Origin of the sequence: Streptomyces pathocidini, from assembly GCF_001418495.1 — a bacterium.
In the GTDB taxonomy this organism is placed as follows: Bacteria; Actinomycetota; Actinomycetes; order Streptomycetales; family Streptomycetaceae; genus Streptomyces; species Streptomyces pathocidini.
In genome coordinates, this window is the sequence record NZ_LIQY01000367.1 from 1 (window position 1) to 13652 (window position 13652).

Sequence of the window (13652 nt, forward strand, 5' to 3'; positions counted from 1 at the left end):
GAGCCGATGGCCGAGCTGCATCTGACCCTGCCCACCTCGTATCCGCGCACCGTCGCCCGCCGCCTCGCCGTGCTCGCCTCGTTCACGGCGGTCGCCGCCGGGGGCCTGGTCGGGCTGCTGGCAGCAAGCGGTCATGTCGTCAGTCCCGCTGTCACACTGCCCGAACTGGCCGGACTGACCGCCCTCCTGGGTGGCTGCGCCGCGTGGGCGACGGCGGCCATCGGCTCGGCGGCCGCGGCTTCCACGCTGGTCGTCGCGGCCTGCCTGGCCAAGCTGCTCCTGGTGGACCGGATGGTGCCCGAAGGGTTCGCGCAGGCGCTGCCCGCGCTGGTGCTCGGGGCCTGGCTGACCGCCCTGGCGCTGCGCGCCCTCGCCGACGGCGGACGGCTCGGCGCCCGGCAAGGACCCGAGGAGGCCCGATGAGCGCACTCGTGTGGACCATTCGCTACGAGGCGCTGATGGCCGCGCGGCGCAAGGCCGTGTGGGCCGCGGTCCTCCCGCTGGCGGCACTGAGCCTGCTGCTCGCTGCCACCTCCCCGGTCGTCACCGGTCTCCCCGATCCGGCGGCCCGGGTAGGGGCGGCCGCGGTGCTGGTCAACACCCTCTGCACGCTGGGCGTGGGCCTCGCATTGGCCGACCGGCTGCGGCGCGGCCTGGAGGCCAGAGGCATGGCCGAGCTGCTCTCGTCCACCCCCACCGGCCGGCTCCCCCGCACCACCGCGGCGTTGCTGGGCCCCCTGCTCACCGCCCTGGTGCCGGTCGCCGGACTCCTGCTGTTCTTCGGCGCGGTGATGTCCGCGTTCGACGAAAGCGCCGCTCCGCTCGGGGGAGCGGCGCTCGCCCTGCTGGTGGCCGTCGTCCCGGCGGCGCTGCTGGTGACCGCGTTCGCCGGGCTGCTGGGCGTTCTCATGCCGGTGGCCGGGGCCCGGGCCGTCACGGTCGTGGTGTGGCTGTGGGCCCTGCACTTCCCGCCGAAGTTCTCGCCGATGCCCACGGCGACCGGCACCGTCCTCTCGCCACTGGGCGGCTATCCGCTGGTGGCCTGGGGGCACGCCCCCGAGGTCTGGGCGGCTCGCGAGGGCGCGGGCCCGCTGCGCCCGGAGGCCGGGGACGCGGCGGCCTGGCTGAACCTCGCGCTGGTCCTGCTCATGGCGGTGGTCTGCTTCGCCCTCGGCCATCTCGCCGCCCGGATACGACGACACGGAGCGTCATGAACATCACCACCGAGCAACTGACGAAGGTACACCCCGGTGGCCGTCGCGCGCTGGACGCCGTCGACCTGCACATCGAGGGCGGCACCATGGGGCTGTTGGGGGCCAACGGCGCGGGCAAGACCACGCTGCTGCGCATCCTCACCGGCGTCCTGCGCCCGACCTCGGGCCGGGTCACGGTCGCCGGGCACGATCTGGCGACCACCGCCGGCCTGACGGCAGTCAAGCGCACCCTCGGCTATCTCCCGCAGGAGCTGTCGCTCTATCCGGACCTGACCGCCCGTGAGTTCCTCGACTACATCGCCGTGCTCAAGGGCGTCCACGACCGGCGCGAGCGCCGACAGCAGGCGGAGGCGCGCATCGCCGAAGTCGGTCTGGAGGACCGGGCGGACGAGCGGCTGGGCGGCTTCTCCGGCGGCATGAAGCGGCGGGTCGGCATCGCCCAGGCGCTGATCGGCGACCCGTCGGTGCTGATCGTGGACGAGCCCACCACGGGCCTCGACCCGCACGAGCGCATGCGGTTCCGCGCCCTGCTCGCCGGGCTGGGCGGCGGCCGCACCGTGCTGCTGTCCACGCACATCCTGGACGACGTCGCCCAGACCTGCCCCGATGTCGCGGTGCTCACCTCGGGGCGGCTGGTCTTCCACGACTCCACGGCCGCGCTGGTCAGCCAGGCCGCGGGCTGCACGTACGTGCTACGGCCCGGACCGATGGGCGGGCCGCCGCCCGGGGCCGACGTGGTGAGCGCGGTGGCCACCCCCGACGGGCCGGAGTACCGCATCGTCACCTCCGCGCCGCCCGCCGGGGCCCGCCCCGTCGAGCCGTCGCTCGAGGACGGCTACGCGGCGCTGCTGCGCGCCGATCCCGGCCGCGAGAACCCCGAACACGACAACAGTGAGGTAGTCAGCAAGTGACCACAGCATCCGGACGCTCCATCACCAACCGCCGTTCCACCACCGCCCGGCGGCCCACCCGGCGTTCCCGCGCGGCCGCCGGCTCGGCGCTGGCCGCGCTGGCCCTGGTGGCGCTCGCCGCCTGCGACGGGGCCGGCCGGTCCAACCCGGGCACGACGGACCCCGAGCCACTGCCCAGCCCGACCTCGACCCGGCAGGCGATGAGCGAGAAGAACCTGGGCTACACCTGGCCGCTCACCGTGGACCGGGGCACCGCCGAGTGCCGCAAGGACACCCAGGCCGTGTTCACCGCACCGGGCGGCAAGACGTACGCACTCAACGACCGTGCGCGCGACGCGGGTTATCCGGACATCGCGCCGCTGCGCGCCAAGGGGGAGGACGGTAGCGAGATCAGCATCGGCTCGCTGCTCAGCAAGACCTTGAAGCTCTGTCGCGCCGCGCGCTGACCGCGCGCGGCTGTCTCGGCGCGGCAACCGCGCCGCTTCGCTCCCGCCGGATTCCGGCGGGAGCACAGCCGATCACAGCACGTACCACGGGGGGCAACATCGTGTCGCAGCGCAATTCGCCGGAGGCCGGGCTGTGCGTCCTGGCCCACTCCGGTCTCAGAGCGTCCTTCGACTCGCCCGACGCGCCACTGAGCGGGCTGCGGGCGGGGCTCGACCGCGTCGAGTTCGTCGACGAACGGCAGTTGGCGGCTCCCGGCACACCGGATCTTCCGGTGCTCATGCCGGTCACCAGCGAGTTCCAGGCGGAGGACCTGCGTGCCGTGCGGTTACAGCACCCGCTGGCCCTGCTCGTGGCCGTCACCAACGACCTCTCAGGGCATCAGACGTACTACGCGATCCGCTCGGGCGCCAACTTCGTGTTCAACATGGCCATTCCGGAGGAGCGGCAGGTCGATCTGCTGCTGGCCCAGTGCCGGGCGCACTGCACGGGCAGCGCGCCGGACCGGGCAGCGGTGGCGGGACGGCTGCGCGCCCTCCCGGCTCGCGAGTCCCCGCCCACGCCTCCCGCGGCAGCGCCGATTCCGGGAGTCGACTACGACCCGGAGCTGCTGCGCCTGCTGTGTACCTCGGCGACGGTGTCCGAGATAGCACGCCGCTACTACTGCTCGGAGCGGTCGATGTACCGGCGCATCCGCAGGCTGTACGACGCGTTGGGCGTCTCGGGCCGGTCCGAACTCCTTCCCTTGGCAGCTGAGTTAGGTCTGCGCCGGCCGTCGCCCGCACGGGCGGGATAGCCGTCCGACCGGGGAGGCGGGGCTCGGTCCCGCGCCCACGGCCGGCCGGCCCCGGCCCCGCGTCAGCGGATGCCGGCATCGGCAGTCTCCAGGAGCCGGAAGAAGCCCGCCTCGACGTTGCCGTCCAGGGCCAGCCCCGTCAGCGGGCCCTCGAAGCGGGTCCGGCCGGCCACCAGCACCTGCACCCGGTCGCAGACCTGGGCCACCTCCGCCAGCTGGTGGCTGGCGATCAGGACGGCGACACCCTCGCCCGCCAGGGAGCGGATGATGCCGCGCATCTCCCGGATTCCCACCGGGTCGAGGCCGTTGGTGGGTTCGTCCAGGATGATGAGCCGCGGCCTGGCCAGGAGGGCGATCGCGATGCCCAACCGCCAGCGCATGCCGAGGGAGTACGCCCCGACCTTCCGGCTCCGGGCCTCGGTCATCTTGACCAGTTCCAGGGCCGGTTCGATCCACTGCTGGGGCACTCCCCGCAGCCGGGCGTGGATGCGGAGCGTCTCGTCCGCCGTCAACTGCGGCCACAAACCAGGGACTTCGATCAGGGCCCCGACCTCGCCGAGGGACTCCCGGGCCACCGGCCCGCCGAAGATCTCGATGCTGCCGGAAGTGGGGCGCTGGAGCCCGAGGAGCGCCTTCATCAGGGTCGTCTTGCCCGCACCGTTGGGGCCGAGCAGGCCGTACACCTCGCCGACCCGGACCGTGAGGTCCACGCCGTCCAGGGCGCGGTGGGAGCCGTAGTGCTTGTGCAGTTCGCGGATCCGCAGCGCTGTGGTGGTCGCGGTCGTGGTCATCGTCAGATCTCCTTGCGACTCATGTGGAGGCGGCCCACGACGAGCAGAACCGCGGTCAGTACGGCGGCCAGGGCCACCGCGACCGGGATGGCGCCCGGGTCGGTGACAGGGCTGTCCTTCGGGAGGGGCACGCCGTTGGGGCCGATCCCGGCGAGCGGCAGCACCACCCTCATCGGCCAGGCGAACGGCACCGCGTACCAGAAGTCCTTGTCGGAGACGAGCGCCCCGCACAGCAGGCCTGCCACGCCGACCCCGATGCTCGGGCCCATCCCCCACACCACGGCCACCAGTACCGCCAGAGCGGTCATGGACAGGCCCACCAGCCACGGGAGGTAGACGGCGGCCACGACCGTGCCCATGCCGCCGGGGAAGGCGCCGCTGAGCAGCCCGCCGAGGGAGAGCATCACGACCAGGACCGTGGAGGAGACGAAGCCGAGGATGCCCAGGGCCGCGACCTTGCCCACGAAGTAGCGCCCGCGCGGGACCCCGTAGGACAGCAGCAGCCGCCAGGCGTCCTGGTCGGCGCGGACCGAGAGCGCGGCCGCCAGGCCCGCCGTCATGGGCACCAGCACACCCCAGAACTCCAGCGTCACGTTGCGGAAGACCTCGAAGGTCTGGCCCGCCTTGGCCTCGGAGGAGCCGAGGGCGCCCAGGAAGAGGGGGACGGTGATGATGACGGGCGCCAGCAGGTGGTACCACGCGATGAACCCGCGCTTGTGCCGGGCGAGTTCGGTGCCCACCACGGCGACGAGCGAGGGGTTGTCGCGCTGCCCGGCGCGGGGCGGTGCGGCGGTCGTGTCGTATGCCATGCGTACTCCATCGAGGTCCTGCGCGAGGGTGCGCGGAGGCGGAAGCCTTCCGGCCCGGCTCCCCGGTGCTCCCGGGTCCGCGATGTACGTAGCGCCCGTTCGCACGCCGGTTCACCACCGGCTCCGACTCGGCCACCAGCGGCCCCGGAAGAATGCCGGAAACCCCCGGAAACACGCGGTGGCCCGCCCCCTGCGGCAGGGGGCGGGCCACCGAACAGGGGTGGTGTCAGATCTCCTCGCCGGAGAGCAGCGGCTCGAACCGTTCGTAGGAGGCGTAGTCCCGGAAGTGGCGGGAGTACAGGTCGGCGTCCCGGGTCAGGTCGGTGTCCTCGGCCTCCCGCACGTCCACGACCGTCCGCAGCTTCCACGTGACGGTCTCGCCCCGGTCGTTGAGGTAGCTGGTCTCGGCCCGCCGGGCGCGCCACTCGACGCGGTCGCGCGCCGCCTCCTCGTCCCGCGCGTGCACCAGGACGACGTTCTCCTGGAAGAGCGGGGGGTGGTCCGCCCGGTCCGATGACGCCTCCATCAGCACGATCGCCACATACGGCACTGTGGCCCCGTCACCGGCCGCCTCGGGCCTGTCGTGCCCGCCGCCGTCTGCACCGGAGGTCATGGCGTACTCCCTCGCACTCGTACGAACCCTGGTCGGCCGCCGCCCGGGCCTACTTGTCGAAGCGGCGGTCGTTCAGCAGCTTCCAGGCCTTGACGTCGTCCCGGTCGCCCCGCCGCTTGCCGTCAAATATCTCACTGAGGGTGCGGGAGAGGCGGTCGGTGGGGAACTCTCGGCGGATCGAGCCCTTCTTGCAGCGCGAGATGAACTTCGCGGCGACCTCGTCGAGGTTGTCGCCGGCGCGGCAGGTGCGGGCCGCGTCGATGTCGGCAGGCGCCGAGGCGGGCTCCGCGGCGGAGGCCACGGGAACGAGGCCGGTGGCGGGGGCGGCCGATGCGGCGGGCGCGACCAGGCCTCCCAGGGCCAGGACGAGGACACCGGTGAGGCAGGCACGGCGGAGCATCTTCATTTCTCTTCCTCCCGAGCATGGGTCGAACAGAACCCGCCGGACCGCCTGCCCTCACGGGGCTCGGGCGATCCGGCGTCCTCTCGACCCTCGCAGCCGGCTCCGCTCGGCGGGGGCCGTGGCAGGGAAGTTGGCAGTCAACCGTCAGGCAGCTGCCGCATCGGCGACCACTCCGCCGTCAGCCACCACTCCCCCGCCGGCCACCGCTCCGCCCCGCCGGGCCCTTCGCTCGGCTCGTCAACCGCCGCCGTGTCAGTGGTTCTTGGGGAACCCCAGGTCCACGCCGCCGTCCTCCGGGTTCGGCCAGCGCGTGGTGACGACCTTGCCGCGGGTGTAGAAGTGCACGCCGTCGTTGCCGTAGATGTGGTGGTCGCCGAAGAGGGAGTCCTTCCAGCCGCCGAAGGAGTGGTAGCCGACGGGGACCGGGATCGGCACGTTGACGCCGACCATGCCCGCCTGGACCTCCAGCTGGAACCGGCGGGCCGCGCCCCCGTCCCGTGTGAAGACGGCGGTGCCGTTGCCGAACGGCGACTCGTTGATCAACCGCACCCCGTCCTCGTAGGAGTCGGCGCGCAGCACGCACAGCACCGGGCCGAAGATCTCGTCCCGGTAGGCGTCCGAGTCCGTGGAGACCCGGTCGAGCAGCGAGAGCCCGATCCAGTGGCCGTCCTCGTAGCCCTCGACGGTGAAGCCGGTGCCGTCGAGGACGACCTCGGCGCCCTGCTCGGCCGCGCCGTGGACGTACGAGGCGACCTTGTCGCGGTGGGCCCTGGTGATCAGGGGGCCCATCTCGGAGGCCGGGTCGCCGCCGGGGCCGATCTTGATCTTCTCGGCGCGGTCGCGGATCTTCGCCACCAGCTCGTCGCCGACGGGGCCGACCGCGACGACCGCGGAGATGGCCATGCAGCGCTCGCCGGCCGAGCCGTAAGCGGCGGACACGGCGGCGTCGGCGGCCGCGTCCAGGTCGGCGTCGGGCAGCACCAGCATGTGGTTCTTGGCGCCGCCGAGGGCCTGGACGCGCTTGCCGTGCGCGGAGGCGGTGGCGTGGATGTGGCGGGCGATCGGAGTGGAGCCGACGAAGGAGACGGCCGCGACGTCGGGGTGGACCAGGAGCCGGTCGACCGCGGCCTTGTCGCCGTTGACGACGTTCAGCACCCCGTCCGGAAGCCCGGCCTCCGTGGCCAGTTCGGCGAGCCGGATCGCCGGGGACGGGTCCTTCTCGCTCGGCTTGAGGACGAAGGTGTTGCCGCAGGCGATGGCGAGCGGGAACATCCACATCGGCACCATGGCAGGGAAGTTGAACGGCGTGATGCCTGCCACGACGCCCAGGGGCTGCCGGATCGCTGCCACATCCACGCGGTTGGAGACCTGGGTGGACAGCTCGCCCTTGAGCTGGGTGGTGATGCCGCAGGCCAGCTCGACGATCTCCAGCCCGCGGGCCACCTCGCCGAGCGCGTCGGAGTGGACCTTGCCGTGCTCGGCGGTGATCAGCGCGGCAAGCTCGTCGCGGTGCGCGTCGAGCAGCGCGCGGTAGCGGAAGAGCACCGCGGTGCGGGCGGCCAGCGAGGAGGTGCCCCAGGTCTGGTAGGCGGCCTGGGCCGCCGCCACGGCCGCGTCGACGTCCTCGGCGGAGGCGAGGGCCACGCGGGTCGTCTGCGCCCCGGTCGCCGGGTCGGTCACCGGGCCGTGGTTTCCGGAGGCGCCTTCGACGGTCTTCCCGCCGATCCAGTGGTCGAGGGTCTTCATGGTGCGGAGCCTTTCTGGGACGGGTGCGGGAGTCCTACAGGTGGCGGCGCCGGTTCGCGACGTGGCGGTCGTATCCCTCCCGGGCCTGGAGGGCCGCCGGACGGGTGGCGGTCTCGGCCACCGGAACATCCCACCACGCCTGTGCGACGGGCACGCCGGACACTGTGTCGGCCGTTTCGGTCTCCACATAGACACATGTGGGGCGGTCCGAGGCGCGGGCCTCGGCGAGCGCTTCCCGCAGCTCCCCGACGGTCTCGGCGCGGATGACTGCCATTCCGAGACTGGCAGCGTTGGCAGCCAGGTCGACGGGTAGGGGGTCTCCGGTGTAGCTGCCGTCCTCGGCGCGGAAGCGGTACGCGGTGCCGAACCGTTCACCGCCGGTGGCCTCGGAGAGGCCGCCGATGGAGGCGTAGCCGTGGTTCTGGAGCAGGACGACGTTGATGTTGACGCCCTCCTGGACGGCGGTGACGAGCTCGGTCGGCATCATCAGGTACGTGCCGTCGCCGACCAGGGCCCACACCGGCCGGTCGGGGGCGGCGAGCCGTACGCCGATGGCGGCCGGGATCTCGTACCCCATGCAGGAGTAGCCGTACTCGAGGTGGTACTGGCGCGGCGAGCGGGCGCGCCAGAGCTTGTGGAGGTCGCCGGGGAGCGAGCCCGCCGCGTTGATGACCACGTCCTCGTCGCCGACGACGGAGTCGAGCGCGCCGAGCACCTGCGTCTGAGTCGGCCGCACATGCGCGTCCGCGGCGCCGCAGACCCGGTCCACGGTCTCCTCCCAACGCGCCTTGCCCGCACGGTACTCGGCCTCGTACGCGGGGTCGACCCGGTGGGCGCCGAGGGCTCCGGCCAGGGCTTCGAGCGCGGCGCGGGCGTCGGCGACCACGGTCGCGCCGGCCATCTTGTGGGCGTCGAAGGGCGCGATGTTGAGGTTGAGGAAGCGGACGCCGGGGGCGGCGAAGAGGGTGCTGGAGGCCGTGGTGAAGTCGGTCCAGCGGGTGCCGACGCCGATGACCAGGTCGGCGGTGCGGGCGAGTTCGTCGGCCACGGCCGTTCCGGTGTGGCCGATCGCGCCCACGTCGGCGCGGTGGTCGTGGCGCAGCGAGCCCTTGCCGGCCTGGGTGGAGGCGACCGGGATGGAGGTGGCGTCGGCGAGGGCCTTCAGGGCGTCCTCGGCCTCGCTGTGGTGGACGCCGCCGCCGGCGACGATCAGGGGGCGGGCGGCGGAGCGTACGGCCCGTGCGGCCTCGGCGAGTTCAGTGGCGTCGGGGGCCGGACGGCGTACGGCCCACACCCGCTCCGCGAAGAAGTCCTCGGGCCAGTCGTAGGCCTCGGCCTGGACGTCCTGCGGGAGGGCGAGGGTGACGGCGCCGGTGTCGACCGGGTCGGCGAGGACCCGGACGGCCTGGAGGGCGGCGGGGATCAGCGCCTCGGGGCGGGTGATCCGGTCGAAGTAGCGTGAGACCGGCCGCAGGCAGTCGTTGACCGAGACGTCGCCCGCGTACGGGACTTCGAGCTGCTGGAGGACGGGGTCGGCGGGGCGGGTGGCGAAGGTGTCGCCGGGCAGCAGGAGGACGGGGAGCCGGTTGATCGTGGCCAGGGCGGCGCCGGTGACGAGGTTGGTGGCGCCGGGGCCGATGGAGGTGGTGACGGCCTGGGCCGAGAGGCGGTTGGACTGCCGGGCGTAGCCGACGGCGGCGTGCACCATGGCCTGCTCGTTGCGGCCCTGGAGGTACGGCATGTGCTCGCCGCCCGTCTCCAGCAGCGCCTGGCCGATGCCCGCGACGTTGCCGTGCCCGAAGATGCCCCAGCAGGCGCCGATGAGCCGGTGCCGCCGCCCGTCCCGTTCGGTGTACTGCCGGGACAGGAACTCCATCAGGGCCTGGGCGACAGTGAGCCGCCGGGTGGCAGGGGTGGCAGTCCTGGCAGGCATGGCAGGCGTACCGCTCATCGGGCTCCTCCGGCGGGTGCTTCGTACAACGGCAGTCGCGGGTCGACGGGTTGTTCCGGCCAGGTGGAGCGGATCCACGCGTGGTCGGGGTGGTCGCAGATGAGCCATGCCCGTTCGGCGCCGGGGCCGGCCATGACGTTGAGGTAGTAGAGGGTGTGGCCGGGGGCGGCGATGGACGGGCCGTGCCAGCCGTCGGGGATGAGGACGGCGTCGCCGCCGCGGACCTCGGCGAGGACGTCGCTGCCGCCGCTCCTGGCGGGCGAGACCCGCTGGTAGCCGACGCCTTGCGCGCCGTGGGCCGGTTCGATGTCGAAGTAGTAGATCTCCTCCAGCTCCGACTCCTCGCCGGGGCGGCACTCGTCGTGCTTGTGCGGCGGGTAGGAGGACCAGTTCCCGCCGGGGGTCAGCACCTCGACGGCAATGAGCCGGTCGGCCTCGAACACCCCGGCGGCGGCGAAGTTGTTGACCTGCCGCGAGCAGTTCCCGCTGCCGCGCAGCTCGACCGGGACGGCGGAGGCCGGCCCGTAGCGGGCGGGCAGGCGGCGCTCGCAGCGCGCGCCGGTGAGCGCGAACCGGCCGCCGGCGCGCGAGGCGATGGAGACCTGTGTGTCGCGCGGCACGTACGCGAAGTCCGTGACGCCCGCGAAGACATTCTCGCGGCCGTCCAGTTGGAAGGCCAGGTCCTCGGTGGCCACCGTACAGCCGCCGGACAGCGGCAGCACGATCCACTCGCTGTCCTCGGTGGAGAAGGTGTGCCAGCCGCCCGGTGGCAGCTCCAGGACGCGCAGGGAGGAGTAGCCCCAGCCCGCCTTCCTGGGGGTGATGTCCACGGCGTACGGGCCCTCGGCCGCGCTGCCGGCCGGGAGGTGGAAGCCGGAGGTGGGTGCGGTCATGGTCCAAGTCTCCTGGAGGGTGCGGGGGTTGGTCACAGCAGCCCCACGGCCGTGTCGACGGCCGCGGCCACGTCGCCGTCGGCCGGGTAGAGCAGGGAGCGGCCGACGACCAGGCCCTGGACGGTCGGCAGTCGCAGCGCCTTGCGCCACTTCTCGTACGCCCCCTCCTGGTCCCGCCCCACCTCACCGCCCAGCAGGACGGCGGGGAGGGTGGAGGCCGCCATGACGCCGGCCATCTCGTCGGGGTCCTCGGTCACGGGGACCTTCAGCCAGGTGTATGCGGAGGTGCCGCCGAGGCCGGAGGCGATGGCGATGGACTTGGTGACGGCCTCGGCACCGAGGTCGTTGCGCACCCGCCCGGCGATCCGCCGGGAGATGAACGGTTCGACGAAGATTGGCAGTTGTCTGGCAGCCATGTCATCGATGGCACGGGCCGTGGACAGGAGGGTGGCGAGCGAGCCTGGGTCCTCGTAGTCGATACGCAGCAGCAGCTTGCCCGCGTCGAAGCGGAGCCGCTCAAGGTCCTCCGGGCGGTGTCCGGTGAACCGGTCGTCCATCTCGAAGGCGGATCCGGCGAGTCCGCCGCGGTTCATGGAGCCGATGACGACCTTGCCGTCGAGGGCGCCGAGCAGCAGCAGGTCGTCCAGGATGTCCGCGGTGGCCAGGACGCCGTCCACGCCGGGCCTGGAGAGCGCGAGGACCAGCCGCTCCAGCAGGTCGACGCGGTTGGCCATGGCCAGGCCGCGGTTCCCGACGGCGAGGGCGCCCCGCGCGGGGTGGTCGGCCGCGATGATCATCAGTCGGCCGCTGTCGCCGATCAGGGGGCGGCGCACCCGGCGGGTGGCGGCCTCCCCGACGGCCTCGGGGTGCCGGGTCCGCACCTTCACGATGTCGGAGATCCGGATGGTCACGGGGACCCCTTCCTTGGTCTCACGATCCCGGCGCACCACGCGCGCGTGCACCCGGGGCCGGTCTTCAGGAGCGGGCGAGCAGGTCTTCGACCTCCGCCCGGGTGGGCATCGCGGAGGAGCAGGCGAGGCGGGAGGCGACGATGGCGCCGGCCGCGTTGGCGTACCGCATGGTCCGCTTCAGCTCCCACCCGGCGAGCAGCCCGTGGCACAGGGCTCCGCCGAACGCGTCGCCCGCGCCTAGGCCGTTGACGACGTCGACGGGTACGGGCGGGACCTCCGCGGTGGTGCCGTCGCGGTGCACGGCGAGCACGCCTTTGGGGCCCTGCTTGACGACGGCCAGCTCCACGCCCGCGTGGAGCAGGGCTCGGGCGGCGGCGTGCGGTTCGCGCTCGCCGGTGGCCACCGCGCACTCCTCCAGGTTCCCGACGGCGACGGTGGCGTGCGTCAGGGCCTCGGCGTAGTGGGGGCGGGCGCGGTCCTCGGGGTCCTGGCCGCCTGCACCACCCCAGAACATGGGCCGCCAGTCCAGGTCGAAGACCGTGGTGCCCGCCTTGGCGCGGGCCGCGAGGGCGGCCAGGGTCGCCGACCGGCTCGGCTCCTCGCACAGCCCGGTGCCGGTCATCCAGAACACCCTGGCGGCGCGGACGGCGTCCAGGTCGAGTTCGTCCGCCGCGATCTCCAGATCCGGCGCCTTGGGCTCCCGGTAGAAGTAGAGGGGGAAGTCGTCGGGCGGGAAGATCTCGCAGAAAGTGACGGGCGTCGGGTGGCGGCCCGCGGGAGCCACCCAGCGGTCGTCCACGCCGAAGCCGCGCAGTGCCTGGTGGATGTAGGTGCCGAACGGGTCGTCGCCGGTGCGGCTGACCACGGCGGTACGGCGGCCGAGCCGGGCGGCGGCCACGGCGACGTTGGTGGCCGAGCCGCCGAGGAACTTCCCGAAGGTCTCCACCTGGGGCAGCGGTACGCCGGTCTGCAGCGGGTAGATGTCCACGCCGATGCGGCCCATGGTGATCAGGTCGAACGGCTCGTCGGTCTCGTCAGGCGCCATGGTCACAGGTCTAGTCGCGACCGTCGCACACTGTCAATGGATTGTCCGGACATACGGACCTGACGCCGGAGGCGGCTCCCGCTCCGGCCCGGTGTTGACGTTAAGTCCTTATGTCAGGACGAAGTCTTGACAGGCGTCAACCCGCGATGGAGGCTACGCGGCATGACAGACAGCCAGCCCCTGTCCGCTGCGCCCCCCGCCACCCGGCCACCCGCGCTCGACCGGATCCGGGTCGGCTCCGCGCCCGACTCCTGGGGCGTGTGGTTCCCCGACGACCCGCTGCAAGTCCCCTGGCAGCGCTTCCTCGACGAGGTCGCCGAAGCCGGCTACCCGTGGATCGAGCTGGGCCCGTACGGCTACCTCCCGACCGATCCGGGCCGGCTGGCGCAGGAGACCGGCAGCCGCGGCCTGAAGGTCTCGGCGGGCACCGTCTTCACCGCGCTGCACCGCGGCCCGGCGGTCTGGGACGAGACCTGGGCACACGTCTCCCAGGTGGCCGAGCTGACGCGGGCCATGGGCGCCCGCCACCTCGTGGTCATCCCGTCGTTCTGGCGCGACGACAAGACCGCGGAGCTGATCGAGAACCCGGAGCTGACGGCCGGCCAGTGGCGCGACCTGGCGGCCGGGATGGAACGCCTGGGTCGCGAGGTCCGCGAGCGGTACGGGCTGGACATCGTCGTGCACCCGCACGCCGACACCCACATCGACGGCGAGGAGAACGTCGCCCGCTTCCTCGACGCGACCGACGCCGACGTGGTCAACCTGTGCCTGGACACCGGCCATTACGCGTACTGCGGCGGCGACAACGTCAAGCTGATCGAGACCTACGGGGAGCGGATCGGCTATCTGCACCTCAAGCAGGTGGACCCGGAGATCCTGGCCGAAGTGGTACGCGACGGGATGCCGTTCGGGCCGGCCGTGCGCCGCGGCGTGATGTGCGAGCCGCCGGACGGGGTGCCCGCCCTGGAGCCCGTGCTGGAGGCGGCGCAGGGACTGGGGGTCGAGCTGTTCGCGATCGTCGAGCAGGACATGTACCCGTGCCCGCCGGACCAGCCGCTGCCGATCGCCCGGCGCACCCGCCGCTTCCTGCGCGGCTGCGGCGCGTAGCCCGGGCCGGACTCCCCC

General features: G+C 72.9%; 14 protein-coding genes and 1 pseudogene. 6 read left to right on the forward strand and 9 right to left on the reverse strand.

All coding sequences use genetic code 11. From position 1 onward, the window contains the following. The 5 genes and pseudogenes from AOK16_RS17555 to AOK16_RS17575 all read left to right on the forward strand — a co-directional run. Positions 1-423, forward strand: a pseudogene (locus AOK16_RS17555) (hypothetical protein); the annotation flags it as partial. Then, positions 420-1214, forward strand: coding sequence for a hypothetical protein (locus tag AOK16_RS17560; protein WP_055473183.1), 795 nt, complete (start codon positions 420-422; stop codon positions 1212-1214). The pseudogene AOK16_RS17555 and the gene AOK16_RS17560, both read left to right, overlap by 4 nt. Beyond that, positions 1211-2125: an ATP-binding cassette domain-containing protein gene (locus tag AOK16_RS17565; protein ID WP_055473184.1), complete on the forward strand. Its 915-nt coding sequence runs from the start codon at positions 1211-1213 to the stop codon at positions 2123-2125. Before AOK16_RS17560 ends, AOK16_RS17565 begins: the two co-directional genes overlap by 4 nt. Further along, the gene (locus AOK16_RS17570; protein ID WP_240483619.1) at positions 2122-2571 is read left to right on the forward strand and encodes a DUF2511 domain-containing protein; all 450 of its coding nucleotides are present in this window, start codon (positions 2122-2124) and stop codon (positions 2569-2571) included. The genes AOK16_RS17565 and AOK16_RS17570 overlap by 4 nt, the downstream gene beginning before the upstream one ends. A 101-nt stretch (positions 2572-2672) precedes the next feature. Then, complete coding sequence (locus AOK16_RS17575) at positions 2673-3365, forward strand: response regulator transcription factor (protein WP_055473185.1); 693 nt, start codon at positions 2673-2675, stop codon at positions 3363-3365. Between the two features lie 62 nt (positions 3366-3427). Here AOK16_RS17575 and AOK16_RS17580 read toward each other — a convergent pair whose 3' ends face one another. From AOK16_RS17580 to iolC, 9 genes are all read right to left on the reverse strand, one after another. Next, positions 3428-4156 (reverse strand): ABC transporter ATP-binding protein, encoded by a 729-nt coding sequence (locus AOK16_RS17580; protein WP_055473186.1) that lies wholly within the window; start codon positions 4154-4156, stop codon positions 3428-3430. Positions 4157-4158: 2 nt separating this feature from the next. Continuing rightward, a complete protein-coding gene (locus AOK16_RS17585; RefSeq protein ID WP_055473187.1) occupies positions 4159-4965 on the reverse strand; it encodes a lantibiotic immunity ABC transporter MutE/EpiE family permease subunit in 807 nt (268 codons plus the stop codon). A 226-nt stretch (positions 4966-5191) separates the two neighbouring features. Beyond that, complete coding sequence (locus tag AOK16_RS17590) at positions 5192-5578, reverse strand: DUF4288 domain-containing protein (protein WP_055473188.1); 387 nt, start codon at positions 5576-5578, stop codon at positions 5192-5194. A 49-nt stretch (positions 5579-5627) separates the two neighbouring features. Further along, entirely contained in the window at positions 5628-5984 is a 357-nt protein-coding gene (locus tag AOK16_RS17595; RefSeq protein ID WP_055473189.1) for a hypothetical protein, read from the reverse strand. A gap of 249 nt (positions 5985-6233) precedes the next feature. Next, complete coding sequence (locus tag AOK16_RS17600; RefSeq protein WP_055473190.1) at positions 6234-7727, reverse strand: CoA-acylating methylmalonate-semialdehyde dehydrogenase; 1494 nt, start codon at positions 7725-7727, stop codon at positions 6234-6236. A gap of 34 nt (positions 7728-7761) precedes the next feature. Next, positions 7762-9660: a 3D-(3,5/4)-trihydroxycyclohexane-1,2-dione acylhydrolase (decyclizing) gene (gene iolD, locus AOK16_RS17605; protein ID WP_107098381.1), complete on the reverse strand. Its 1899-nt coding sequence runs from the start codon at positions 9658-9660 to the stop codon at positions 7762-7764. 14 nt (positions 9661-9674) lie between these two features. Further along, positions 9675-10571, reverse strand: coding sequence for a 5-deoxy-glucuronate isomerase (gene iolB, locus AOK16_RS17610; RefSeq protein ID WP_055473192.1), 897 nt, complete (start codon positions 10569-10571; stop codon positions 9675-9677). Between the two features lie 32 nt (positions 10572-10603). Beyond that, the gene (locus AOK16_RS17615) at positions 10604-11482 is read right to left on the reverse strand and encodes a Cgl0159 family (beta/alpha)8-fold protein (protein ID WP_055473193.1); all 879 of its coding nucleotides are present in this window, start codon (positions 11480-11482) and stop codon (positions 10604-10606) included. A gap of 64 nt (positions 11483-11546) precedes the next feature. Beyond that, the gene (gene iolC / locus AOK16_RS17620) at positions 11547-12527 is read right to left on the reverse strand and encodes a 5-dehydro-2-deoxygluconokinase (RefSeq protein ID WP_055473194.1); all 981 of its coding nucleotides are present in this window, start codon (positions 12525-12527) and stop codon (positions 11547-11549) included. A gap of 162 nt (positions 12528-12689) precedes the next feature. Here iolC and AOK16_RS17625 point away from each other — a divergent pair, with 162 nt between their 5' ends. After that, entirely contained in the window at positions 12690-13634 is a 945-nt protein-coding gene (locus AOK16_RS17625) for a sugar phosphate isomerase/epimerase family protein (RefSeq protein ID WP_055473195.1), read from the forward strand. Positions 13635-13652: the final 18 nt, after the last annotated feature.